The sequence below is a fragment of the Rhodococcus sp. PML026 genome (assembly GCF_000963615.1).
GTDB classification, from domain to species: Bacteria; Actinomycetota; Actinomycetes; order Mycobacteriales; family Mycobacteriaceae; genus Rhodococcoides; species Rhodococcoides fascians.
This window is the reverse complement of record NZ_KQ031367.1, coordinates 224,284-246,895: the sequence shown is the minus strand read 5'-3', so window position 1 is coordinate 246,895 and position 22,612 is coordinate 224,284. Positions and strand designations below refer to the sequence as shown.

The 22,612-nt window shown below is 64.5% G+C and carries 25 protein-coding genes; 4 read left to right on the top strand and 21 right to left on the bottom strand.

Annotated elements, in window-relative coordinates; translation table 11 throughout:
* Positions 1-26 precede the first annotated feature (26 nt).
* Complete coding sequence (locus tag VF34_RS02630) at positions 27-671, top strand: TetR/AcrR family transcriptional regulator (RefSeq protein ID WP_051365251.1); 645 nt, start codon at positions 27-29, stop codon at positions 669-671.
* Here VF34_RS02630 and VF34_RS02625 read toward each other — a convergent pair.
* The 6 genes from VF34_RS02625 to VF34_RS24845 all read right to left on the bottom strand — a co-directional run bounded on the left by VF34_RS02625 (position 661) and on the right by VF34_RS24845 (position 6,098).
* Entirely contained in the window at positions 661-2,436 is a 1,776-nt protein-coding gene (locus tag VF34_RS02625) for a long-chain-acyl-CoA synthetase (RefSeq protein WP_027498059.1), read from the bottom strand. The two genes, VF34_RS02630 and VF34_RS02625, sit on opposite strands and share 11 nt — an antisense overlap.
* Before the next feature lie 91 nt (positions 2,437-2,527).
* A complete protein-coding gene (locus VF34_RS02620; RefSeq protein WP_230074810.1) occupies positions 2,528-3,091 on the bottom strand; it encodes an LOG family protein in 564 nt (187 codons plus the stop codon).
* Positions 3,088-3,858, bottom strand: a complete 771-nt coding sequence (locus VF34_RS02615; protein WP_045840749.1) for an LOG family protein — start codon at positions 3,856-3,858, stop codon at positions 3,088-3,090. The genes VF34_RS02620 and VF34_RS02615 overlap by 4 nt, the downstream gene beginning before the upstream one ends.
* A 10-nt stretch (positions 3,859-3,868) precedes the next feature.
* Entirely contained in the window at positions 3,869-4,954 is a 1,086-nt protein-coding gene (dapE, locus tag VF34_RS02610; protein ID WP_045840748.1) for a succinyl-diaminopimelate desuccinylase, read from the bottom strand.
* A 10-nt stretch (positions 4,955-4,964) separates the two neighbouring features.
* Positions 4,965-5,885, bottom strand: a complete 921-nt coding sequence (locus tag VF34_RS02605; protein WP_231578167.1) for an SMP-30/gluconolactonase/LRE family protein — start codon at positions 5,883-5,885, stop codon at positions 4,965-4,967.
* Positions 5,886-5,954: 69 nt separating this feature from the next.
* Positions 5,955-6,098, bottom strand: a complete 144-nt coding sequence (locus VF34_RS24845; protein ID WP_155288421.1) for a hypothetical protein — start codon at positions 6,096-6,098, stop codon at positions 5,955-5,957.
* A 204-nt stretch (positions 6,099-6,302) separates the two neighbouring features.
* Between VF34_RS24845 and dapD the strand changes: the two genes are divergently transcribed.
* Complete coding sequence (gene dapD / locus VF34_RS02595; protein WP_032383853.1) at positions 6,303-7,256, top strand: 2,3,4,5-tetrahydropyridine-2,6-dicarboxylate N-succinyltransferase; 954 nt, start codon at positions 6,303-6,305, stop codon at positions 7,254-7,256.
* Between the two features lie 105 nt (positions 7,257-7,361).
* Here the strand turns inward: dapD and VF34_RS02590 are convergent, their stop codons facing one another.
* From VF34_RS02590 to VF34_RS02570, 5 genes are all read right to left on the bottom strand, one after another.
* The gene (locus VF34_RS02590) at positions 7,362-8,789 is read right to left on the bottom strand and encodes an HNH endonuclease signature motif containing protein (RefSeq protein WP_045840746.1); all 1,428 of its coding nucleotides are present in this window, start codon (positions 8,787-8,789) and stop codon (positions 7,362-7,364) included.
* A 116-nt stretch (positions 8,790-8,905) separates the two neighbouring features.
* The gene (locus VF34_RS02585; protein ID WP_231578166.1) at positions 8,906-9,274 is read right to left on the bottom strand and encodes a nuclear transport factor 2 family protein; all 369 of its coding nucleotides are present in this window, start codon (positions 9,272-9,274) and stop codon (positions 8,906-8,908) included.
* Positions 9,275-9,302: 28 nt separating this feature from the next.
* Entirely contained in the window at positions 9,303-9,758 is a 456-nt protein-coding gene (locus VF34_RS02580; RefSeq protein ID WP_045840744.1) for a 6,7-dimethyl-8-ribityllumazine synthase, read from the bottom strand.
* Positions 9,759-9,768: 10 nt separating this feature from the next.
* Entirely contained in the window at positions 9,769-10,200 is a 432-nt protein-coding gene (locus VF34_RS02575) for a DUF1810 domain-containing protein (RefSeq protein WP_032369640.1), read from the bottom strand.
* Positions 10,201-10,246: 46 nt separating this feature from the next.
* Positions 10,247-10,831 carry a TetR/AcrR family transcriptional regulator gene (locus tag VF34_RS02570; protein WP_032390519.1) on the bottom strand — a complete coding sequence of 195 codons (585 nt, stop codon included), beginning with the start codon at positions 10,829-10,831 and terminating at the stop codon, positions 10,247-10,249.
* A 61-nt stretch (positions 10,832-10,892) separates the two neighbouring features.
* Here VF34_RS02570 and VF34_RS02565 point away from each other — a divergent pair, with 61 nt between their 5' ends.
* Positions 10,893-11,654: an SDR family NAD(P)-dependent oxidoreductase gene (locus VF34_RS02565; RefSeq protein ID WP_045840743.1), complete on the top strand. Its 762-nt coding sequence runs from the start codon at positions 10,893-10,895 to the stop codon at positions 11,652-11,654.
* 3 nt (positions 11,655-11,657) lie between these two features.
* Here the strand turns inward: VF34_RS02565 and VF34_RS02560 are convergent, their stop codons facing one another.
* The 5 genes from VF34_RS02560 to VF34_RS02540 all read right to left on the bottom strand — a co-directional run bounded on the left by VF34_RS02560 (position 11,658) and on the right by VF34_RS02540 (position 16,253).
* A complete protein-coding gene (locus tag VF34_RS02560; protein ID WP_045840742.1) occupies positions 11,658-12,143 on the bottom strand; it encodes a CoA-binding protein in 486 nt (161 codons plus the stop codon).
* Positions 12,140-13,438, bottom strand: coding sequence for an O-acetylhomoserine aminocarboxypropyltransferase/cysteine synthase family protein (locus tag VF34_RS02555; protein ID WP_045840741.1), 1,299 nt, complete (start codon positions 13,436-13,438; stop codon positions 12,140-12,142). The genes VF34_RS02560 and VF34_RS02555 overlap by 4 nt, the downstream gene beginning before the upstream one ends.
* A 4-nt stretch (positions 13,439-13,442) precedes the next feature.
* Complete coding sequence (locus tag VF34_RS02550; protein WP_045840740.1) at positions 13,443-13,955, bottom strand: OsmC family protein; 513 nt, start codon at positions 13,953-13,955, stop codon at positions 13,443-13,445.
* 190 nt (positions 13,956-14,145) lie between these two features.
* Positions 14,146-14,805, bottom strand: a complete 660-nt coding sequence (locus VF34_RS02545) for an SDR family NAD(P)-dependent oxidoreductase (protein WP_045840739.1) — start codon at positions 14,803-14,805, stop codon at positions 14,146-14,148.
* Between the two features lie 47 nt (positions 14,806-14,852).
* Entirely contained in the window at positions 14,853-16,253 is a 1,401-nt protein-coding gene (locus VF34_RS02540; protein WP_197077417.1) for an acyl-CoA synthetase, read from the bottom strand.
* Between the two features lie 17 nt (positions 16,254-16,270).
* Between VF34_RS02540 and VF34_RS02535 the strand changes: the two genes are divergently transcribed.
* Positions 16,271-16,693 (top strand): hypothetical protein, encoded by a 423-nt coding sequence (locus tag VF34_RS02535; RefSeq protein WP_032375457.1) that lies wholly within the window; start codon positions 16,271-16,273, stop codon positions 16,691-16,693.
* Positions 16,694-16,706: 13 nt separating this feature from the next.
* Here the strand turns inward: VF34_RS02535 and VF34_RS02530 are convergent, their stop codons facing one another.
* From VF34_RS02530 to VF34_RS02510, 5 genes are all read right to left on the bottom strand, one after another.
* Entirely contained in the window at positions 16,707-17,324 is a 618-nt protein-coding gene (locus VF34_RS02530; RefSeq protein ID WP_045840737.1) for a LysE family translocator, read from the bottom strand.
* 278 nt (positions 17,325-17,602) lie between these two features.
* Positions 17,603-18,706 carry a succinyldiaminopimelate transaminase gene (dapC, locus tag VF34_RS02525; protein WP_032390522.1) on the bottom strand — a complete coding sequence of 368 codons (1,104 nt, stop codon included), beginning with the start codon at positions 18,704-18,706 and terminating at the stop codon, positions 17,603-17,605.
* Positions 18,707-18,710: 4 nt separating this feature from the next.
* Positions 18,711-19,034, bottom strand: coding sequence for a ferredoxin (fdxA, locus tag VF34_RS02520; RefSeq protein ID WP_027498080.1), 324 nt, complete (start codon positions 19,032-19,034; stop codon positions 18,711-18,713).
* 114 nt (positions 19,035-19,148) lie between these two features.
* Positions 19,149-19,904 (bottom strand): hypothetical protein, encoded by a 756-nt coding sequence (locus tag VF34_RS02515; protein WP_027498081.1) that lies wholly within the window; start codon positions 19,902-19,904, stop codon positions 19,149-19,151.
* A gap of 36 nt (positions 19,905-19,940) precedes the next feature.
* The gene (locus tag VF34_RS02510; protein WP_269431364.1) at positions 19,941-22,481 is read right to left on the bottom strand and encodes a bifunctional FO biosynthesis protein CofGH; all 2,541 of its coding nucleotides are present in this window, start codon (positions 22,479-22,481) and stop codon (positions 19,941-19,943) included.
* Between the last annotated feature and the right edge of the window lie 131 nt (positions 22,482-22,612).

Sequence of the window (22,612 nt, the reverse complement as noted above, 5' to 3'; positions counted from 1 at the left end):
GGATCAATATGCATATACTCGACCCGATGACCGAAAACGTCAAGAGGACCTACAACTCCGCCGTGCGGCAACAGCAGGCCGAAGGCACCCGACTCCGCATCATCGAGGCCGCGCGCGGACTCTTCCTCGCCCACGGATACGGCACAACCTCGGTCCCGTCGATCGCCGCCGCGGCAGGTGTCTCGGCGGACACCGTCTTCCACGTCTTCAAGAACAAGCGCACGCTGCTCAGAGAAATGGTGGATCTGGACATCGGCGGAGACACCGACCCGACGCCGATCATGCAGCGCTCATCAGCATCGGCCGTGCGCGACGAACTCGATCAACGCACGCAGCTCCGCATGTTCGCGTCAGGAATCGCCGAACAGGTCGCGCGAATCAGAGCGGTCGACGACATCTTGCTCAGCGCGGCTGCCGTCGACGAGGACATCGCAGCACTACGACGCGATATCCAGGACCGACAACGCAGATCGGCGATGATGCAGATCGCCGAGTGGATCGGGGCACGTGGAGATCTGGCCGTTGACCTCGAAACGGCAGGAACCACCATCTGGGCCCTGACCAGCCCCGAAATGCACCGAATGTTGTGCGAGCGGTCGGGTTGGACGACCGACCGCTACGCACGATGGCTCGAGGCCACCCTCGCCTCGAGCTTGCTGGTTACCCCTTAGGGGCCTTGCCGGCGGCAACCTCGTCGACGTAGCCGTCGTAGAACTTCTCGTAGCCACCGGACTTGCCGCGCAGCACGTGGAGTTCGCTGTCACCGTCTTCCTGGAACCCCAGCTTGCGTAGAGCGACCTTCTGGCTCTTGAACGTCGAGGTCTGCTCGAGGCTGTCGACGATGCGCACGAACAGCGGCACCGCGTACGTCGGCAGCTTGTCGTAGAGGTGCTCGGCGAACGACTTGCCGTCGAAGGACTCACCGTCGCGCAGGGTCACCGCAGCCATACCGGCCTTGCCGTCGGCACCCTCGATATCGACGCCGTAGACGACGGCCCCGTCCACTGCCGGGTGGCTACCGAGTGCACCCTCGACCTGGGTCGTGGCGACGTTCTCGCCCTTCCAGCGGAAAGTGTCTCCCAGCCGGTCGACGAATGCGACGTGCATCCAGCCCTGCTTGCGAACGAGGTCGCCGGTGTCGAACCACGCGTCACCGTCCTTGAACCCGTCGCGCACCATCTTCTTCTCGGTGGCCTTGTCGTCGGAATACCCGTCGAACGGAGCCCGGTCGGTGATCTTGGACAGCAGCAGGCCCACTTCACCGTTACCGACCTTGCGGAGCTTGCCGTCGTGGCCGCGCTTGGCCTTGCCCGACTCTTCGTCGTACTGCACCACGGCATACGGCAACGGGCAGATTCCGGCAGTCTTCTTCATGTTCAGTGCGTTGATGAAGGCGATGTTGCATTCGCTGGCACCGTAGAACTCCGCGACGCGGGAGATACCGAATCGCTCGGTGAACTCCTCCCAGATCTCCGGTCGCAGTCCGTTGCCGACGATCAGCTTGACCGAGTTGTCCCGGTCGGAATCCTTCTTCGGCTGCGTGAGCAGGTACCGGCAGAGCTCACCGATGTAGGTGAACGCCGTGGCCTTGTTGACGCGAATGTCTTCCCAGAAGTTGCTCACCGAGAACTGCTTACCGATGGCCATCGTCGCGCCGCCGGCGAGCACCGAGGACAGCGTCACCGTCAGCGCGTTGTTGTGATAAAGCGGAAGGCAGCAGTAGATGACGTCGTCGCCGCGCAGTCGCACGCCCATGTTGCCCAGGCCCGACATCGACTTGAGCCAACGGAAGTGGCTCATCAGGCTGGCCTTGGGCATGCCCGTCGTTCCCGAGGTGAAGATGTAGAACGCCTTCTCCTTGGCCTGGATCTCCGCGGTGACCGACGGGTTGGCCGTCGACGCCTTCGCGGCCAGCTCGCCGAGCTCCTTCAGCGGCAACACCGACCCGACCTTGGGCTCGCCGTCCAGAGAATCCAGCGCTTCCTGCGCGTTCTCGTCGAGGACCAGCACCTTCGCTTCGAGAATTCCGAGGCTGTGCTCGAGCACGTCGCCGCGCTGGTTGTAGTTGAGCATGCCTGCGGTGGCACCGAGCTTCACGGCAGCCAGCGCCGCGAACAGCGCCTCGGGGCGGTTCTTGCTCAGCACACCGACGACGTCGCCGCGTACGACCCCCCGGTCGGTGAACACTGCGGCGTACTGATTGACCAGCGCGTTCGCGTCCTTGTAGGAGATCGACTCACCCTCGAAACGGACGAACGGTCGACTGCTGTTCTTGGCTGCCGCGTCCTGGAAAATCAGTCCGATGGAGACCTTGTGGTCCGGCTTGCGGGTGAAGCCCGCCAGCCCCTTGAGCAGGCTCGGCACCTCCGTCACCATTTTCGGCAACGCGACCGCGAGGTCGGTCACTCCGATTTTCTGACGGGCATCGACAGCCATGAGCTCCCCTTTGAGACGATGTGAGATAACTAACCCTACTAGAGAGTAACAACTTCCAGCACTTCGTCAGGCGGGCTCGGTTGGTGAACTTTCACAACGCGCCGCACACGTCCAGGGCCTCGTCGACAGAAGTGGTGCGCACGAGCGCGTCGAGGGCTCGTTGCTGCACGAACCCGGTGGAGCTCAGACCGTCGATCCACTGCATCAGGCCGTCGAAGTGCCCGAACGGATCGAGCATCACCATCGGCTTGCTGTGCATGCCCAGATAGCCGGCCGTCCACGTCTCGAACAGTTCTTCGAGCGTTCCGATGCCGCCGGGCAACGTGATGAACGCGTCGGCTCGGTCCTCCATGATCTTCTTCCGCTCACGCATCGTGTCGGTGACGATCAACTCGTCGGCATCGACGTCGGCGACCTCGCGGTGCACGAGCGCTTTCGGGATGACACCGACGGTGTTGCCTCCGGCTGCGCGTGTCGCCGCGGCCACCGCGCCCATCATCGAGACGTTGCCGCCGCCCGACACCAGCTGCCAACCACGCCGACCGATCTCGGTACCGACCTCACGCGCCAGATCGATGAACGACGCGTCGACCGGTCCCGATGCGCAGTAGACACACACGCTGATCCCCGAAACGCCGACCGGCTGCACGCTCACTGCTGGGCCTCCCGGACGATGCGGACGGCCTCGTCGACGCTGTCGGTGCAATGGATGAGGTCGAGGTCCTTCTCGGACACCTTGCCTTCTTTCACGAGAGTGGTCTTGATCCAGTCGAGCAATCCCGACCAGAAGTCCTTGCCCAGCAACACGATCGGGAATCGTGTGACCTTCGCGGTCTGCACGAGTGTGAGCGCCTCGAAGAGTTCGTCGAGAGTACCGAAGCCTCCGGGCAGGCACACGAACGCTTGGGAGTACTTGACGAACATGGTCTTGCGCACGAAGAAGTATCGAAAATTGACACCGAGATCGACCCAGTCGTTGAGGCCCTGCTCGAACGGCAGCTCGATGCCCAGTCCGATGGAGTACCCGTCGGCCTCGCTCGCGCCGCGGTTCGCGCCCTCCATCACACCGGGACCGCCGCCGGTGATCACGGCGAAGCCTTCGCGTGCCAGGGCAGCTCCGAGTTCACGCGCCCGCTCGTATTCGGGATGGTCGACGGGTGTGCGCGCCGAACCGAACACCGTCACCGCTCGCGGCACCTCGGCCAGAGCACCGAAGCCTTCGACGAATTCGCTCTGAATGCGCAGCACGCGCCAGGTGTCCGAATGGATCCAATTGCCGGATCCGCGTTCGTCGAGCAATCGTTGGTCCGACGTGGACGTCTCGGTGTTTCGACCGCGGCGAAGTACGACGGATCCCTTGTGTTTGGCGGGCTTTTCGCTGCCGATCTGTTCGTAACTACCTGGGTCGTCGACGCTGTTCATGGCGTTCAGGCTATCCGGCGGAGAGGTAGCTCCGTAGAACCTGTGTGACGTGGGTGATCTGTTCGACCGGGACGCGCTCGTCGCGCTTGTGGGCGAGGTTGGGATCGCCCGGTCCGTAGTTGACTGCGGGTATGCCGAGGGCGGAGAACCGGGAGACGTCGGTCCAGCCGTACTTGGCCCGGAACTGTCCACCCGCTGCCTCGATGAGGGCAGCGGCAGCGGGCTGGTTCAGCCCGGGCAGCGCACCCGGTGACGAGTCGGTCACCTCGAACCCGAGATCGAGTCCGTCGACCACCTCACAGACATGCTCGACGGCCTCGTCGACGCTGCGGTCCGGTGCGAAGCGGAAGTTGACGTCGAGCTCGGCGGCATCGGGGACAACGTTGCCCGCCACCCCGCCGGCGATCCGAACTGCTTGCAGCCCTTCGCGATATACACATCCATCGATATCGACGCTACGAGCGTGGTAGGCCGCCAGCCGATTGAGCACCGCACCGAACTTGTGAATGGCGTTGTCGCCCAGCCAGGATCGGGCACTGTGCGCTCGGGTACCCGACGCCGTCAGCCGAACACGCAGTGTGCCTTGGCAACCGGCTTCGATGAACCCGCCGGACGGTTCGCCCAGAATCGCGACATCGGCGTTCAGCCATTCGGGTAGCTCACGTTCGATGCGACCGAGACCGTTGCGTGAGGCAGCAATCTCCTCGCAGTCGTAGAACACCAGAGTCAGGTCGTGTGCCGGGTTGTCGATCGTCGCGGCGAGGTGAAGAAACACCGCATCGCCCGACTTCATGTCGACGGTCCCGCAGCCGTGCAGGATGTCTCCCTCGGCGCTCTCGTGCTCGCGCCTCGACGGGACGTTGTCGGCAATCGGCACGGTGTCGAGATGGCCGGCGAGCATCACCCGTGAACCCAGCCCGCGGTTGGTTCTGGCCAGGACGGCGTTGCCGCTCCGAATTATCTCGAAGCCCGTGGTCTGCTCGCGGAGTGCCTGCTCCACCTCGTCTGCGATACGCGCCTCGTCCTCACTGACGCTGGGGATGTCCACCAGCGCCGCGGTGAGGTCTATCGGGTCGGCATGCAAATCGAGCGTCACGGCGACAACCCTAGGCTTTGGGCCCCGGAATCTCGCGGACCACGCCGTCGAAGCTTGCGCCGAACAATCTTCCGCTCGAAAACCCCTGCTCGGAGCGGCCGTAGGAGACGACACTGGTCAACCGAGTACCGGTACCGATCACGCAGGTGACCCCCGGAGCATCGATGCGGACGACGGAACCGCCTGCATTGAGCGGTACCACCGGACGGCCGGCGGCGTCGAGAGTGAGACCGTCCGGGGCAGCCAACGAATCGAGCCCCTTCAGATCGAGCAGGTCTTCCGGTGCCGACGGATTCGCAATAGGAATTCGACTGACGCCCGCGTTCACGAACGTCCGAGAGACGTAGAGATATTTCCCAGCGGAATCGAGCACCGCGCCGTTGGCGCTCGGCAAGCGCGCCCAGCTCGGATCGACAGAACCGTCGGGGCTGATGCGGCCGATGAGCGAACCGAAGTCGTTGGTGGCGTAGACGGTTCCGTCCGCAGCAACGGCGAGTCCGTTGGCTGCACTGAGTCCCTTCGCAAAGGGAGTGACGGCAAGGGTGTCGATGTCGAGTCGAACGATGCCGGCGGCCTTGACGACATCTCCGACGAATACACGGGGATCGGCACCGTAGCCGACCAGGAGCGTCCCGTCGGGCATCCATGCCAGAGCTCCGCCGCCGCCGCTGGGCACCTTCGCAATGGGATACGCGGGCTGTCCAGGTGCGTCGATGCGGTACACCCGGCCCGAGACGATATCGGTGACATACGCGCGGCCCGACCCATCGACGGCAAGGCCCTCCAGCGCAGCCCCAGGAATTTTCGCGACCTCTGCCGACTTCCCGCCGACGCCGGCGCAGTTGGGTGCGGCGGCTGCGGTACCGGAACCGGCTACCACGCCGGTCACCGCGAGGAGTGATGCAGCGACCACCGAGATTATCGAACGCATAGCTATTGACCTGCTCGAACTCATGGAATCCCCCGCCTACGGCGACCCCCTGTCAGCCGATGGGCATTTCTACCACGCCTCGGCGACAACCAAGCCGAAAGCGACTCCGAGAATGATGGTCGAAGCGAAGGTTGCCACCAACCCGGTGAACGACATCCCGTCGGCCATCATCGACACTGCTCCTCTTCCGAGCGAAATCCTGCGGGTGGTCATTGTCGTCACTCTGTCAGCCCACGGGCCCCGGGCCGGTCTCCGCGAATCCCGATGTGGTCACGCTCGTCAGCCGAACGGATAACGAACCGCCGTCGTGACCGAACCGGCGACTACCGCCGGTCGGTGTGCCCGGAAATCACCTGGGAACCTGCGGCGCCCAGTCACCGAACCACGCACGACGCACCACCGCGTATTCTTCGAGCCGTGAGTGCACAGGGAGCAACAGCAGTAGGTATTGCCAACATCACGACATCGGGCGTAGTTCTCGACACCTGGTTTCCGAGCCCGGAGCTCGGGTCCGATCTCGAGGCCGGCACGACTCGGCTCGAAGGATCCGACATCCCCGCGGAGCTGGCCGCGCTGGTCGGTGCGGACGAGGCGCGCGGCGTCGAGGTCGTCGCAGTGCGCACCAACATCGCATCTCTGGACGATGCTCCGATCGACGCCCACGACGCGTACCTACGACTGCATCTGCTGTCGCATCGCCTGGTCGAGCCGCACGGTCAGAATCTCGACGGGCTGTTCGGACTGCTCGCCAACGTCGTCTGGACCAACTTCGGACCGGCCGCGGTCGAGGGCTTCGAGACTGTGCGTGCGAAGCTTCGTGCCCGCGGCCAGGTGACGGTGTACGGCGTGGACAAGTTCCCGCGTCTGGTCGATTACGTCGTTCCCACCGGCGTCCGCATCGCCGACGCCGACCGTGTGCGCCTCGGTGCTCATCTGGCCAGTGGAACGACGGTCATGCACGAGGGCTTCGTCAACTTCAATGCAGGCACGCTCGGTAACTCGATGGTCGAGGGCCGCATCTCCGCGGGCGTCGTGGTGGGTGACGGCTCCGACGTGGGCGGCGGTGCGTCGATCATGGGCACGCTGTCCGGTGGCGGCAAGAACGTCATCTCCGTCGGCAAGAGCTGCCTGCTCGGTGCCAACTCCGGACTCGGCATTTCACTCGGTGACGACTGCGTCGTCGAGGCGGGGCTGTACATCACCGCCGGAACGAAGGTCAGTGGACCGGATGGAACTGTGGTGAAGGCGGCGACGCTGAGCGGCAAGTCCAACCTCCTCTTCCGTCGTAACTCGCTCTCGGGTGCGGTCGAGGTTGTGCCGTGGAAAGGCACCGGCGTCGAGCTGAACGCAGCGTTGCACGCCAACGACTGAAAGCCTGATCGACTTCAATCAGATTGAAGGACAATCTCTTCCAGCCCCGCACCGTGTTCTCGGTGCGGGGCTGGAGTGTTTGTGTGGGCTGGATGTTTCGAGGGGTCAGGCGATATGGGGGCCTGCTCGGGCGTGGGATGGTCTGGGTTGTCGGTACGGGTCGACGGATGCCGGCGGTACGAACCACGGGTGCTGATCGGTGCCGATGAACACTTCCCAATCGGAGTGGTGGATCAGGCGGTGATGAGATCCGCACAGGAGGACGAGGTTGTTCATGTCGGTGGGGCCACCATCGGCCCAGTGCCAGATGTGGTGACCTTCGGTCCAGGCGGCGGGTTTGCCGCAGCCGGGGAACGCGCACCCGTGATCGCGGGCGGTGAGGGCGCGTTTCTGTTTCGCGGTGACGGTGCGCGCGGTGCGGGCGAGGTTCAGTGGGTTGCCGTTCTCGTCCATGACGATGGCGGTGAGAACACAGTCGCAGGCGAGTTGGCGGGAGGTGTTGCGGGAGAGTGGTCCCATCCACGGCAGCCAGCCGACGGTGGTGCCGTCTCCGAACAGGTCCCGATACGCGCTGCGATCCTGGCTCGGTCCGGCAGCGCTGTCGGTCTCGAGTTCATTCGCCGCGTCCGACTCGGTCGGGTCGGATCGTATTGGGTCGGAGTGGATCGGGTTGCCGGCGTCGATGTCCACCGGGTTGGCTGGATCGGCGTTGTCGGATTCTGCTGCAGCGCGGGTGGTTTCGTCGTCGGTGATGTCGTCGCTGTTCTGACCGCTCAGGCTGTGGAGGTCCTGCAACCGGATGTGGAGGTTGATGTGGGGTCTCTCTCCGCCTTCGGTGGGGCGATCCTTCGAGGCGAGGTAGTGGTCGAGGATCTGCCCGAATGCGTCGGCGCGTCGCCTCGCAGGACTGCGTTCGTCGGGGGTGCCGTCGGCTGCGGGCCGGGGTTCGGTCAGCGGTGAGAGTGCGGTGAAGAGCTTTTCCGCGGTGACGGCATCGAAGTCGGCCTTGAGGCAGAGGCGTTGGTTGAGCATCTTCGATGCGAACAGTTCGTTGCGGTCGGTGTCCTCCGGTGGTGGCTTGTCGCTGCCGTAGGTGTCTTCGAGTTTGGTGATCGCTTCACGGATCTTGTCGGTGCGTGCCCCGGGCCCGGTGGCGGCGGTGATCATCGCGGTGCGGGCGATGTCTTGACCACCTCTAGGGGGGAGTTTGGGTGGTGTTTCGGCGAAGGTGAGAATCAGGGCGGCGTGGTCGACGGACATGACGCCGGTGTTCACGGCGTCGGCGATGTCGGGGAAGTTCTTCAACCCGCGAGCGAGGGCCACGATCTTGTTCGCTTTGCTCGGGGTGAGGAGGGTGGTGGAGGTCAGCCAGCCTGCGGGTCCGGGGAAGCCGAGCTTCTCCCGGCTCACGCGGGTGTCGATGTCGGCGACGAGGGCGATCCGCCGGGCTTCGAGCAGTTGGATCTGGTGGGAGACATCAGCAGCGTCGGCGAGGAGTTCGCTTTCGCTCAGTTGCCAGATCTCCGTCGTCATGGACCAAGTGTATCGAACGGGTGTTCGATGCACAATGACGGTGCAATCGAAAACTATTGCTGTGCATAAGGATTCGTGAATCGCAACCTGTCGGTGGCCCATGGTAAGAGAAATGCCTAGAGCACAACGGTCCCCTGGTGATACAGGATTGTCCACTCCCCCGCGCGTCGCTGCCAGAGCGTCGCTCGCCGCGTAAGTCTGTCGACCTGCAGCAAGGTGTACGTCAGCAAGTACGTGTCCGGGGCAGCCTCACGGACCTCGAAATCGCTGGTTTCCCAGTCGACGTCGTGGCCTCCTGACGGGTCCTGTCGATAGCGCTTCCCGAGAACGGCCCACACCTCGTCACGGTCGTATCGGGTACCGGACGCACCGACCTCCCAAAAATCGACATCGGTCAGACGATCGAAATCGTCACGCGTGATGCCGTACTCACGGCGGTGAAAAATGGGTTCACGCCGTTCGAGCTCCGCGAGCACGGATCGCACGTCGACCACCGGTCTGCCTGCGGCAGCGTCAGCCGATGGTTCCGAGCGAAGCCAGTGTCTTGACCACGGCGCGCGCGGCCTCGGCACCCTTGGTTTCGAGGTGCGCGGTGAAGAAGGCGTTGTGATCGGCGTGTTCGTGGAAGTGATGAGGAGTCAGAACCACCGAGAACACGGGGACGTCGGTGTCGAGCTGCACCCGCATCAGACCGTCGATCACCGCCGTTTCGACGAAGTCGTGTCGGTAGATTCCGCCGTCCACGACGAGCGCTGCAGCGACGATCGCCGCATACTTTCCGGTTCTGGCGAGACGCTGCGCGTGCAGCGGGATCTCGAATGCTCCGGGCACCTCGAAGACGTCGACCGCGGTGTCGGCATGGCCCAACTGCCCGAGTTCGGCGGAGAAACCCACCCGCGCACGATCGACGATGTCCAGATGCCAGGTGGCATGGACGAAGGCAATGGATCCGGCGAGTGGAGTGGTCATGGATGCGATGCTAGCGGTATCGCTCGTCGAGCAAGTCGAGTGTTGCGCCATCGAATTCGCCGGAGAAATACTTCTGCAACACTTCGACGAAAACGGACTGCCCCTTGGTAGCTTCGGCGAAAAGCGTCATGGACGAGTGCAGCTTCAGATTGTCCGGGTAACCGAAGATCTCGTCGACCGTGCTGCCCTCGACCGCAAGAGTGAGCTGCGCGGCTTTCTTCAGGCGTGGCCCGAGAACTTCGTGGGACAGGTACAGCTCGGCCTCGGTCAGGTCTGCGATGCCGAAGTGCTGAGCGGTGGCACTGCGGCCCAGGCCGGCCAACTGCGGAAACACGAACCACATCCAGTGAGTCTGTTTCCGGCCTGCCTTCAACTCCTTGACCACGACGTTCCAGACGGGATCCTGGGCGTCGACGAAGCGTTGCAGGTCGTATTCGGTCATACCGACAACTTAGCGACACAGGAGTGGAGCCCGCGGAATGACCCGGTCAGGTGAATCCGCGGAGCAGGGTGTCGACCGTGGCGTCGAGCAGGTCATCGGCAGGCATGCCGTCGAGGAGGTCGCCGGCGGCGAGCACGGCGAGTCCGTGGACGCTCGCGAACGCGACGCGGGCGAGGACGGCAGGCGATGCTTCGGTGATGACTCCTGCGTCCATCGCAGCGTGCAGCAAGGATTCCGTCGCCGCCATGCTTTCGTGCGCAACGTCTTTGAGTTGTTCGCTGGCCTCGGGGTGATGCTTGGTGCTGTACATGACGTCCAAGAGCTGCGGGTGTTCGACTGCAAAACCCAGGTAGGCGCGGGCGACACCACGAAACTTGGCCAGCAGCTCTCCCGGCCCGGTGGCCGCGTCGACCATTCGGCGATTCATTTCCTGAAAGCCGTGCAGCGCCAACGCATCCAGCAGTGCTTGCTTGTCGCGGAAGTGGCGCGCGGGGGCTGCGTGACTGACACCCACGTCTCGGGCCAACTGCCGCAGCGACAGCGCATCTACGCCGTCGCGGGCGATGCTCCGCTCGGCCTCCTCCAGGAGCACCGCGCGCAGATCACCGTGGTGGTAGCGCTCCGTTGCCATGGACTCACCCTAGGCGATGTTGGCGTTGACAACAATGATGACAGTGCCTACATTTGCTCGCATGACATCCACAGCACTCATCACCGGGGCGAGCTCCGGCCTCGGCGAGGAATTCGCCCATCGCTTTGCCGCACGCGGCGAAAACGTCGTCCTCGTGGCACGACGGGCGGACCGACTCGAGACACTTGCCCGCCGCATCGAAGCAGACCACGGCGTCACTGCGACCGCCGTCGCCATGGACCTGGGCGTACCGGGCATCGGCGAGTCACTACGAAAGAACTTGGCCGACAAAGGGATAACACCCACGACGCTGATCAACAATGCAGGATTCGGGACCCACGGGCGCTTTCGCGACGAGGATCCGGCGCGGGTGGCGTCGGAAATCGCATTGAACGTCAGCGCGCTGGTGGATCTGACACATGCGTTTCTGCCGAATCTGACCGGAGCGTTGATCAACATCGCGAGTACCGCTGCGTACCAGCCCACTCCGAACATGGCGGTATACGGGGCGACGAAGGCGTTCGTACTGAACTTCACCGAGGCGCTCGCCTACGAGTACCGCACGTCACCGCTGAAGATCTTCGCTCTCTCCCCCGGCCCGACGCGCACCGAGTTCTTCGACGTCGTCGGATCCGAGGATGCCGCAGTGGGCAACTTCCAGACCTCCGAGCAGGTGGTCTCGACGGCTATGCGCGCCTTGGATTCTCGCCGTACCCCTGCCAGCGTCGTGTCCGGTCTTTCCAACAAGATCAGCGCCGGCAGTGTGCGTCTCGCGCCACGATCGTTGGCCGCGATAATCAGCGGTCGCCTACTGAAGGCCTGACCCCTAACCCCGCGTTCGACGCGAATCGATCACTCCCGTGTCGAATCCGGCCAAGTGCAGTCCGCCGTGGAAGCGGGCGTGTTCGATCTTGATGCACCGGTCCATGACGACGTTCAGTCCCGCCGCCTCGGCGTCGTGGGCCACCTGCTCGTGCCACAACCCGAGCTGCAACCAGATCGTCTTCGCCTGCGCAGCAATGGTTTCGCTCAACACCTCCGGGAGATCGTCGTACTTGCGAAAGACGTCGACCAGGTCCGGACTCTTCGGTAGATCCGCGAGAGTCGGATAGACGGTCGTTCCTTCGATGTCCGAGACCGTCGGATTGACGAGAAATATTTCGTAGTTGCTTGTCGAGGACAGATACCGATTGACGAAATAGCTTGCTCGCGAGGGGTTCTTGGACGCACCGACGATCGCGACGGTTTTCGTCTCACGCAAGATCCGCTGACGGTCCTGAGCGGAGGGTCCCTGCCAGGTTCGTTCGCTCATGACCGCGCCTTCCCGGTTGCCAGCGTCAAGGCCTGATCGAGATCCCACAGCAGGTCCTCGCCGTCTTCGAGGCCGACACTGATCCGAATGAGTTCGGGCCCCACCCCCGCGCCGGCCAGTTGCTCATCGCTGAGCTGTCGGTGGGTGGTGCTGGCCGGGTGGATGACCAGGGTGCGTACGTCGCCGATGTTCGCGACGTGGCTGGCCACCTGGACGCTCTCGACGAACGTTCGGCCGGCGTCCCGACCACCTTCGATGCCGAATGCGAATACCGCGCCCGGACCCGAGGGCAGATATTTCGCGGCGCGATCGTGGTGCGAATGACTCTGCAATCCAGCCCATCTCACGTACTCGATGCGTGGGTCCGACTCGAGCCACTCGGCGACGACGCGCGCATTGGCCACGTGCGCGTCCATCCGCTGCGGCAACGTCTCGACGCCCTGGATCAGCGTGAAGGCAGAGTGCGGAGCCAGTGCTGCACCGATGTCGCGCAGTTGCTCACTGCGCAATTTGGTGAGAAATCCGTACTCCCCGAAGTTGCCCCACCACGACAGGCCCCCGTACGAGGCCACCGGCTCGGTCATCTGCGGGAACTTGCCTCGGCCCCAATCGAATCGACCGGACTCCACCACGACGCCGCCGAGCGTGGAGCCGTGACCGCCGAGAAACTTCGTTGCCGAGTGAATGACGATGTCGGCTCCGAACTCGATCGGCCGGCTCAACCACGGTGTCGCCATCGTCGCGTCGACCACCAGCGGGATCCCATGATCGTGCGCGACCGCGGCGAGACCCTCGAGATCGGCGATTTCACCGGAGGGGTTACCGATGACCTCCGCGTAGATCAACTTGGTCGAATCTGTTACCGCCGCCGCATAATCGGCCGGGTCCGTGCCGGGAACGAAGGTGGTCTCGACGCCGAAGCGCCGCAGTGTCACGTCGAGTTGTGTCACGGTTCCGCCGTAGAGTCCGGCTGCCGCGACGATGTGATCACCGGTGCCGGCCAGCGCGGCGAACACCGCGAACTCGGCCGCGAGCCCGCTGGCGAACGCGACCGCCCCGATGCCGCCTTCGAGGCTCGCGATGCGCTCCTCGAAGGCGGCGACCGTCGGGTTACCGATGCGGCTGTAGACGTTGCCGTACTTCTGCAGAGCGAACAGATCCCCTGCGTCAGCAGAATCCTCGAACACGTAGCTCGCCGTTTGATAGATCGGCACCGCACGCGAACCGGTTGCCGAGTCGGGCCGCGCGCCGGCGTGAATTGCTCTGGTACGCAGGCCGAATGTTCGCTCGCTCATGACGTCAGGCCGTTTCGAGGACGGTGTGGATCGGCGTGGGGTTACGCGTGAGATCCAGTACCGGGCAGTGATCGTCCACGGCCTGCTGCAATTCCTCGTACCGCTCACGGGTCTCGGGCCCGGTGACCGTCACGACGACGCGCACCTCACCGAATCCCGGCCGCACGTTGTCGTCGAACCCGAAGAAGCCACGTACGTCGAGGTCGCCCTCGGCCTTCGCCTTGATGTCGTCGACGACGATACCGAGCTTCTCGGCCCAGACGCGGTAGGTGACCACCTGGCAGGACAGCAGCGACGCGAGGTAGTACTCCACGGGATTGGCGGCCGTGTTCTCTCCGCCGAGGGCCGGCGGCTCGTCGACCTCGACGCTGAACTTGCCGAGTGTGACGGTGCTGGCGACGGCATCGTGCGCGGTGGCGGAGGCACGGAATACAGCGTGAGCGTTCTTCGCGTCCGCGCGTACTGCGTCGTCGGTGGCAGCGATGACGCCGCCGAGATGGGAGACAGATGTGGTCATGAGTGATCCTGTTCGTAGAAAGAGGTTGCCGGAACGACCCGAGGAGCGTGTGGAACTCGTCGGGGCTGGGTTCGATCGACAGTTACGAACAGGAAGAAGTGCAGACCAGGCACAGATCGATGGTGCGACGACGCACGAGCCTTCTGCCCGCGTCGGTCACATGTGTCTCGGTCACGGTGCCGACAATAGCCTAAGAGAACTGGTCTGCGCCGACGTCGGTTTCGTCGTCGGTGATCGCGGCAACGATCCGTGAGGCCACTGCCTCCGGCGTCAGGCCCTGCGGTAGTTTCGGTGCCTGCCCGGCGATCGGCCGCGTCGCCAGCCCCGTCTCGGTGTGCGGAGGCCGCACGTCGACGATACGGATCTTCGACTTCCGTGCCTCTGTGCGAACACTTTTCAGCAGCGCACTCGCCGCGGCCTTGCTCGCCGAGTAGGCACCCATGTTGGGCATCGGCTTGTCTGCGACCACCGCACTGATGTTCAGTACGAATCCACCCTGATCCAGAGTGGTCAGCGCTTCACGCATGATGCGCAGCGGTGCCAGGTAGTTGAGCAGCAGCAACTCGTCGACGGTGTCGTCGTCGACCTCGGTGACCGAGCCGAAGGCCACCACACCCGCCGCGATCACGATCCCGTCCAGCCCACCGTGGTGTTCGACGGCCTCCGCGACTACCGATCGAGCCGAATCCGGCAGCGTCAGATCGGCATTGACCGCGTGCTGCTCCGAGGACTCGAGGCTGCGTCCGCTGATGGTCAGCCGCGCGCCGGCCTGGGCGAGTTGCTCGACGATCGGGCCGCCGAGTCCGCCACTGGCACCGAATACGAGAATGCGTGCGCCGTCGAGGTTCATGACTCGAAGCTAGCGCGTTGCACCCGACCCGCGCTCACAACGCGGAGTCAGCCGAGGAGCTTCTTCTGCACCTTGCCCATCGCATTGCGCGGCAGCGAGTCGACGACGCGAATCTCCCGGGGCCGCTTGTGGATCGACAATTCGGTGGCCACCAGGTCGATGAGCACTCGATCCTCGACCTCGGTACCGACGACGAACGCCACGATGCGTTGACCCAGATCGTCGTCGGGCAGGCCGACGACAGCTACTTCGTCCACGCTCGGGTGGCCCAGCAACACCGTCTCGATCTCCCCCGCGCCGACGCGATAGCCGCCGGACTTGATCAGGTCGGTCGAGGCTCGCCCGACGATGCGATGGAACCCGTCGGGCTCGATGAGGGCGACGTCTCCGGTGTCGAACCACCCGTCCTCGGTGTAGGTCTTCGCCGTCGCCTCGGGGTTGTTCAGGTAACCGTCGAACAGCATGGGGCAGCGGATCTGCAAGGCACCGATGGATTCGCCGTCGTGGGGCAGAATTTCGCCCTTCTCGCCCAGCAGTCGGGTTTCGACGCCTGCGACGGGCAGTCCTACCGATCCTGGTCGACGTTCACCGTCGGCGCGGGTGCTGATGGTGATGAGGGTTTCGCTCATGCCATACCGCTCGATGGGAGCCTGACCGGTGAACTCACGCAGCTTCTCGAACACCGGAACCGGGAGCGGCGCACTGCCGGACACCAATAGTCGGGCGTGGGCCAGGGCGCGGGCGGACGTCTCATCCGCGGCGACGCGCGACCATACGGTCGGCACCCCGAAATACAGAGAACCCCGCGCTGCCGCATAGAGCTCGGGAGTCGGTTTGCCGGTGTGGATCAACGGGCTTCCGACTCGCAGTGGGCCGAGCAACCCGAGAATCAGTCCGTGCACATGAAACAGCGGAAGACCGTGCACCAGAGTGTCTTTCCACGTCCAGCTCCAGGCCTGCGCCAACGCGTCGAGCCCGGCCGCGATGGCGCTGCGAGAAATCAGCACACCTTTCGGCGGGCCGGTGGTGCCGGAGGTGTAGAGCACGAACGCGATCGACGACGGCTGCGGCTCGGGGTAGCTGTGCCACGACCGTGCGTGCTGACGCACCGGCAGAACCGTCAGACCCGCGGTGTCCGGCGGCGCTTCGCCGAGCCACGCCTGCGCACCCGAATCGCGGAGGATGTGCTCACGTTCGGCCGAGCCTGCATCCGGTGGGACGGGAACAACGGTGACACCGGCAATCAACGCACCGACGACGGCGAGCACCGTTTTCACCGACGGCGTCGCGTGGATGGCGAGCCGATCTGCCCGGCCGATGCGCTCGGCAACAGAGGTAGCCGCGCCCAGGATGTCCGCACGAGAGAGAGAAACTCCGTCGATGGTGACGGCGTCGGGAATATCGTCTCCCCGCGCAACGGCGAGTGGGTTCAGTGAACGAAGCAGCACATGGCTACCGTACAGACATGGACGTGGACGGAATCGACACCGGCGACTACGCCGAGTACATGACGGTCGCCGCCGGTGACCTGCAGGCGGGTGTCTATCTGATCGGGACCGACGCCGAACAGGACGTCGATTCCGAGGACGACCTCGACCTGGACCTCGAGGACGAGGACTCCGACGACGAGGACATCGACCTCGCGCACGTCAGTGACGGAGCGCCGCGACTGGTCTACTCGGTGCAGTCCGACGATTTCTGGACGCGAGTGGAGTTGGCCGACCTCCGAGCGACTCAGCTCTACGAGGAGGCGCACGCGCGCAACCCCGAGGTCAACGCCGAACCGAAGCGGTTCACCACCGTCGAAGCCTTCGGCAGCAACGAATTGGTCTACATCCTGCGCATCAGGCGCGGCGGATGGGACGTCGGCGAGCCGGGTCTCGACTGACGGTCCACCGCAACTAGGCCGAAGACGCCACCGTTCCGATTCCGAGGGCGACGAGGAATCCAGCGCTGATGCGGTCCAGCCAGTCGGTCACGGCCGGTTTACGCAGCAGCGTCACAGCGCGTGAGGCGAGAACGGAGAACACTCCCATCACCACGGCAGCGACAATCACCTCGACCAGACCGAGCGTCATGGCACCGGTGAACGTGACGACGGTGAGGAACTGCGGTACCACCGCGAGGTAGAACAGTCCGACCTTCGGGTTGAGCGCGCACGAGAGAACTCCGGCACCGAACGCCGACCACGCGGACGCAGCGACAGGCAGGAGCGGCTCGCCGTCCAACTTGTTCTTACGTCGCGCCCGGAAAGCCTTCACGCCCAGATACAGCAGGTACAACCCACCGAGAACTTTGACGACGCGGTATGCCGTCGCGGATTGCTCGACGATCGCCGCCAACCCGACGGCCACCAGCACGGCCCAGAACAGTCCGCCGATCGCGACACCCATCGCTGCAGCGACGCCTGGCTTGAGGCCGCCGATGCTGTAGCGGAGCACCAGAAACGAATCCGGCCCGGGCAGAATCGCCAGCAGAAAGCACACACCGGCGAAGCTGAGCAGCAGGCTGAGGGTCATGAGTACATGAGAACACCCGATCCGAGCGGGGGCCAACTGAGCTCAGTGTCCACTATTCGTATCGAGAAGCGGGATCCCGTCAGCGGAGGGACATAGTGGACACACAGCGCACCTCGAGCCCACACCCTTCCGCGGCGTCAGCGGGGCCGAAGCCAACTGAGGTGAGTGTCCACAATTCACATCGAGAACCGGGATCCCGTCAGCGGAGGGAAATAGTGGACGCTCAGCGCACTACAACACTCAGCGCACTGAAACACTCAGCGCACCACGAAGCTCGGCTAACCGCGCAGGCGAGTAGCCGCAGCCTCGATGCGCTCGTCCGTCGCAGTCAGTGCGATGCGGACGTGTTTGCCACCGTTCGGTCCGTAGAACTCTCCCGGTGCGGCGAGGATGCCGCGTTCGGCGAGCCAGTCGACGGTGTCGCGGCATGGCTCGTCGCGGGTGGCCCACAGGTACAACCCGGCCTCCGAGTGGTCGACGCGGAATCCGGCTGCCTCGACGGCAGACTTCAAAGTCGTTCGACGGGCGCGGTATCGCTCTCGCTGGATGTTTTCGTGCTCGTCGTCGGCCAGGGCCGCGGTCATGGCGGCCTGAATGGGCAGCGGCACCATCATGCCTGCGTGCTTGCGAACCTCGAGCAACTCGGCGATGAGGGAAGCGTCGCCGGTGACGAAACCGGCGCGGTAGCTGGCCAGATTCGAGGTCTTCGAAAGTGAGTGCACAGCAAGCAGATTGGTGTGATCGCCGTCGCAGACGCGCGGGTCGAGCACCGAGACTGCGTCGGCTTCCCAGGTCAGCCCCAGGTAGCACTCGTCGGAGACGACGATGGCGTCGCGCTCGCGGGCCCACTCGACGACCTTGCGCAAGTGCTCGACTCCGAGCACCTTCCCCGTCGGGTTCGACGGCGAGTTGACGAAGATCAGCGAGGCGCGTTCGGGGCCGAGACGATTCAGTCCGTCTGCACGAAGAATTCGCGCGCCGGCGAGCAGCGCACCCACTTCGTATGTGGGATACGCCAATTCGGGGATGACGACAAGATCATCGGCACCCAGACCCAGCAGACTCGGCAACCAGGCGATCATTTCCTTGGTACCGATGGCCGGAAGCACCGCGTCGGTCGAGATACCGGTGATCGAATAGCGACGTTCGAGCGACGCCACCGCAGCCTCCCGCAGCGCGGCGGTACCGACGGTCGTCGGGTAACCGGGCTCGTCGGCCACCGAGTTCAACGCGACCCGAATCACCTCGGCGACCGGGTCGACGGGCGTGCCGACCGACAGATTCACGATGCCGTCCGGGTGCGCCGACGCCTTCTCCTTGGCAGCGGTCAGCGAGTCCCACGGAAAGTCGGGCAGCGTCGCTGCCACCGCTCTGCGTGCCAAGGCGTCAGTTCTCGCCCATGGGAGGCAGAGCCTTGATGAACGGCGGGTCGTAGTCGGTCTTGCCGAGTTTCGCTGCGCCACCCGGAGATCCGAGATCGTCGAAGAAATCGACGTTGGCGCTGACGTATGCACTCCACTGCTCGGGCACGTCGTCTTCGTAGAAGATGGCCTCGACGGGGCACACGGGTTCGCAGGCTCCGCAGTCGACGCATTCGTCGGGGTGGATGTACAGCATTCGGTTACCCTCGTAGATGCAATCCACCGGGCACTCTTCGATGCACGCTTTGTCCAGTACATCTACGCACGGTTCTGCAATCGAGTAGGTCACTGCTGCTCTCCCCTCCTTGTATAGATCGTGGGCGCTCTCGCGCCCTCAGCATCCTAGTATCGCGGTCCGAACCTGGGACAATCCGACCAGGGTGACCTCACCTGCTCCGGCCTGCTATCGCCGGAGCTGCTTCGCGGGCTGGGCCACCGAAGCCGACGCCGTCTTGTGGGCGGCGAGCCACTTGCGTCCCTGCTTGGCAGCGCGCGACAGTGCGCCCCGCTCACCGAGATATCCGGCGACGCCACCGACGAGCGGGATGGCTCCGAGTACCCGATAGAACCCGCGTGGATGCGGGCGCTTCTCCAACTCGCCTGCCACGTCGCGCAGCACGTTGGCGATCTGCCACATTCCGCGCAGCAGTGCGAACGGTCCGGATTTCGGCGATTCTTCCTTCTTCGCAGGAGCACTGTCGGCCAAGGACGTCAGATCACGCTTGCACAGCACCGACCCGAGCAGCGCCACATGCGTCTCGCGGTCGGTCACTCCGGATTCGCGAGCCACGGCGACGAGCACCATCGCCTGGTTGGCGAACCCGAGCAGATCCTGGATCGGCAGACGGTTGACCAGGATGCCGAAGACGCCGGGGAAGGCCACCGCGACAGTGTTGAGAGCTCCGATGCGATTGACCCACCACTGCGAACGAGCATCGCTGTCGAGCTTCTCCCAGCCGGCGGTGCCCGGGAAGTCGGTGGTGTCGAACGCCTTGGCCAGGAAGTCGATGACGTTGTCGAGGGTCGAATCGTCCGCGGAGGACTCGCGGAACGTCCGTCCCTTCAGTCCGATCGGGTCACGCGTAGCCAGGATGTCGAGCACGGGATGAATGATGGCGACGGCACTGCTCAGTACCGCGGCGACTCGACGGTCGTCCATGTCGGGCAAACTCCGTTTCGGGTAAAGACCTGAAGGTCAGATCAGGCCGGCGACCGACACCGCCGGTGCCGGGCCGTACGTGGTGGTGCGCTGACGAACCGGTCGTCCGATGCCGTCGGCGATCTCGTGCAGTTCCGCGACGGTCTTCTCCGAACCGTTCTGCGAACCCGCCATCCGCGAGATCGTCTCTTCCATCAGGGTCCCGCCCAGATCGTTCGCGCCCCCGTTCAGCATCGCCTGTGTACCCGTGATTCCCAATTTCACCCATGACGTCTGAATGTTGTCGATACGGCCGTGCAGCATGATCCTGGCCAGAGCATGCACCGCGCGGTTGTCCCGATTGGTCGGGCCGGGCCGCGAGGCACCCGCCAGATACAGCGGCGACGACTGGTGCACGAACGGCAGCGGCACGAACTCGGTGAACCCGCCGGTCTTGTCCTGGATCTTCTTGAGTACGTTCAGGTGCCCGACCCAGTGCGAGGGATTGTCGACGTGCCCGTACATCATCGTCGAGCTCGATCGCAGCCCCACCTCGTGCGCGGTGGTGATCACTTCGATCCATTCGGCTGCGGGGAGCTTGCCCTTGGTGAGCACCCACCGCACCTCGTCGTCGAGGATCTCTGCAGCAGTACCCGGGATCGAATCCAAGCCGGCGGCCCGCAGCTCGGTGAGCCACTCGCGGATCGACTGGCCGCCGCGTGAGGCCCCGTTGACGATCTCCATCGGCGAGAACGCGTGCACGTGCATCGACGGCACTTTCGCCTTGACCGCACGGACCAGATCGGCGTATCCCGTCACCGGCAGTTCGGGGTCGATGCCGCCCTGCATGCACACCTCGGTGGCCCCGACGACGTGCGCTTCCCACGCACGGTCGGCGACTTCGGCGGTGGACAGCGTGAACGCGTCGGCGTCGCCCTTGCGCTGCGCGAACGCGCAGAAACGGCATCCGGTGTAGCAGATGTTGGTGAAGTTGATGTTCCGGTTCACCACGTAGGTGACGGTGTCCCCGTTGACCTGCTTACGCAGATCGTCGGCGAGCGCGGCAACGGCGTCCATGCCGGGGCCTTCGGCCGTCGCCAGTGCGAGGTACTGCTCGTCCGACAGACCGGCCGGGTCCTTCTCCGCTGCTGTCAATGCCGACACCAGGTCGCGGTCGACTCGTTCGAGACCGGCCAGATCGCGCACCTGCTCACGAATGGAATCCCAGTCGCCGAACGCATTCGCCAGATCCGAGCGCGTCTCGGTGTTGCGGCCCTGGGTGTCGATCTCGGTGTTCAGATCCACCCGTCCCGAAGACTCCCATTCCTCGTCCGGCTCCTGCCACGGCAGACCGGTCGGGTTGACGCCCTCGCGTGCCATCCCGGTCTCCGGGTCGGCCACTGCCCGCACGTGTGCCGAGATTCGCGGGTCGATCCACGGTGCACCGGCCAACACGTACTGCGGCTGCGCGGCAGTACGTTCCACGAGCGTGTAACCGGCGGCCGCCGACAACTCGGCGAGAGTGTCGAGGTTCGGCCAGGGCCGCTCGGGATTGACGTGGTCGGGAGTCAGCGGCGAGACACCGCCCCAATCGTCGACGCCTGCGCCGAGCAACGCGGCGGTCTCCTCCGCTGCGACGAGGTTCGGCGGGGCCTGAATTCGCATCGACGGACCGACCACCATGCGCGTCACCGCGATGGTCGCCAGGAATTCTTCGAGACCGGCGTCGGGCACCGACCGCATCGCGGTATCGGACTTGGCCAGGAAGTTCTGCACGATGATCTCTTGCACATGACCGAAAGACTTGTGCACCTTACGAATTGCCATGATGGACTCGGCCCTGTCCCGCAACGTCTCACCGATACCGACGAGGATGCCCGTCGTGAAGGGAATGTTGAGCCGGCCCGCGTCGGTCAGCGTGCGCAGCCGAACCTCGGGATCCTTGTCGGGACTGCCGTAATGCGCCTGCCCCTTCTCCTCGAACAGCCGACGCGAGGTGGTCTCGAGCATCATGCCCATCGAGGGGGCCACCGGCTTGAGGCGCGAGAGTTCCTGCCATGACATCACTCCGGGATTGAGATGCGGCAGCAGGCCGGTCTCCTCGAGCACCCGGATCGACATCGCGCGCACGTAGTCCAGAGTCGAGTCGTAGCCGCGTGAGTCCAGCCACGCCTTGGCCTCGGGCCACCGCTCCTCCGGCCTGTCGCCGAGCGTGAACAGCGCCTCCTTGCAGCCCAACTCGGCCCCCTTGCGGGCGACGTCGATGATCTCGTCGGGATCCATGAACATCCCGTGCCCGGCCGCATTGAGCTTGCCCGGCACCGTGACGAACGTGCAGTAGTGGCACTTGTCGCGGCACAACCGCGTGATGGGCACGAACACCTTGCGCGAATACGACACCGTCTTCGGACGGCCCGCCGACTCCAACCCGGCATCGCGAACCCGGGATGCCGACGCCATCAGATCGGTCAGATCGTCACCGCGAGCGTGCAGCAACACCGTGGCTTCGTCGACGTTGAGAGACACCCCGTCGCGGGCGCGACGCAGAACGCGACGCATGGCGGAGGCGGCTGGAGCGGTATCAGGCTGCGAAGTCACCAGTCGATCATGCGCCTTCTTGGTACGCACGTGCCACCCGCGGGTGGGCCTGCGGCCCTTGTGCGCGTTTTGCGTACCTGGAAGGGCGCACAACGCGCACGACGGGGCAGCGCTAGGTTTGTACCGTGACA

Excerpts from the sequence above, each read along its gene's own strand:
- VF34_RS02630 (WP_051365251.1), top strand. The coding sequence starts at position 27 with ATGACCGAAAACGTCAAGAGGACCTACAACTCCGCCGTGCGGCAACAG.
- VF34_RS02625 (WP_027498059.1), bottom strand. The coding sequence starts at position 2,436 with ATGGCTGTCGATGCCCGTCAGAAAATCGGAGTGACCGACCTCGCGGTC.
- VF34_RS02615 (WP_045840749.1), bottom strand. The coding sequence starts at position 3,858 with ATGAACAGCGTCGACGACCCAGGTAGTTACGAACAGATCGGCAGCGAA.
- VF34_RS02605 (WP_231578167.1), bottom strand. The coding sequence starts at position 5,885 with ATGCGTTCGATAATCTCGGTGGTCGCTGCATCACTCCTCGCGGTGACC.
- VF34_RS24845 (WP_155288421.1), bottom strand. The coding sequence starts at position 6,098 with ATGACCACCCGCAGGATTTCGCTCGGAAGAGGAGCAGTGTCGATGATG.
- VF34_RS02590 (WP_045840746.1), bottom strand. The coding sequence starts at position 8,789 with ATGACGACGGAGATCTGGCAACTGAGCGAAAGCGAACTCCTCGCCGAC.
- VF34_RS02580 (WP_045840744.1), bottom strand. The coding sequence starts at position 9,758 with ATGACCACTCCACTCGCCGGATCCATTGCCTTCGTCCATGCCACCTGG.
- VF34_RS02575 (WP_032369640.1), bottom strand. The coding sequence starts at position 10,200 with ATGACCGAATACGACCTGCAACGCTTCGTCGACGCCCAGGATCCCGTC.
- VF34_RS02570 (WP_032390519.1), bottom strand. The coding sequence starts at position 10,831 with ATGGCAACGGAGCGCTACCACCACGGTGATCTGCGCGCGGTGCTCCTG.
- VF34_RS02565 (WP_045840743.1), top strand. The coding sequence starts at position 10,893 with ATGACATCCACAGCACTCATCACCGGGGCGAGCTCCGGCCTCGGCGAG.
- VF34_RS02560 (WP_045840742.1), bottom strand. The coding sequence starts at position 12,143 with ATGAGCGAACGAACCTGGCAGGGACCCTCCGCTCAGGACCGTCAGCGG.
- VF34_RS02555 (WP_045840741.1), bottom strand. The coding sequence starts at position 13,438 with ATGAGCGAGCGAACATTCGGCCTGCGTACCAGAGCAATTCACGCCGGC.
- VF34_RS02550 (WP_045840740.1), bottom strand. The coding sequence starts at position 13,955 with ATGACCACATCTGTCTCCCATCTCGGCGGCGTCATCGCTGCCACCGAC.
- VF34_RS02545 (WP_045840739.1), bottom strand. The coding sequence starts at position 14,805 with ATGAACCTCGACGGCGCACGCATTCTCGTATTCGGTGCCAGTGGCGGA.
- VF34_RS02535 (WP_032375457.1), top strand. The coding sequence starts at position 16,271 with ATGGACGTGGACGGAATCGACACCGGCGACTACGCCGAGTACATGACG.
- VF34_RS02530 (WP_045840737.1), bottom strand. The coding sequence starts at position 17,324 with ATGACCCTCAGCCTGCTGCTCAGCTTCGCCGGTGTGTGCTTTCTGCTG.
- VF34_RS02515 (WP_027498081.1), bottom strand. The coding sequence starts at position 19,904 with ATGGACGACCGTCGAGTCGCCGCGGTACTGAGCAGTGCCGTCGCCATC.